This window comes from Secundilactobacillus silagincola (assembly GCF_002583405.1).
Classification (GTDB): domain Bacteria; phylum Bacillota; class Bacilli; order Lactobacillales; family Lactobacillaceae; genus Secundilactobacillus; species Secundilactobacillus silagincola.
This window is the reverse complement of the sequence record NZ_BCMJ01000036.1, coordinates 1-329: the sequence shown is the minus strand read 5'-3', so window position 1 is coordinate 329 and position 329 is coordinate 1. Positions and strand designations below refer to the sequence as shown.

1 protein-coding gene is annotated in these 329 nt (G+C 48.0%); it reads right to left on the bottom strand.

Annotation, left to right across the window (positions count from 1 at the left end):
* Positions 1 to 329 (bottom strand): MBG domain-containing protein (locus CES82_RS12570; protein WP_180245745.1); only part of this gene is annotated, 329 nt, incomplete at both ends.

The following is a 329-nucleotide window of genomic DNA, read 5'->3' as shown; positions in this document are numbered from 1 at the left end:
GCGTCGTATCTGCTTGCGTGGTCCCATCGTAGAATTTAGTACTGTCCTGAACCTGAACTGTTGCCTGCGTATTCGGTGTAATGGTTAACTTACCAACGGTCACATTGTTGCTCGTAATTGTGTAGTTCGTATTCGCACCTTGCAGTGCATCAATCCCAGCTTGGTTCAGCGTTACCGCATAGCTACCAACGTTGGCACTTGTGATTCCGCTTAAATCAAAATCGTCAGCCGTCAAAGTTGGAACGGTCACACCCTCTGGACCAGTCACCTTAAACTGCGCGGTATCCACGTTCGTGGTACCGTCATAAACCTTGGTACCATTACTAATC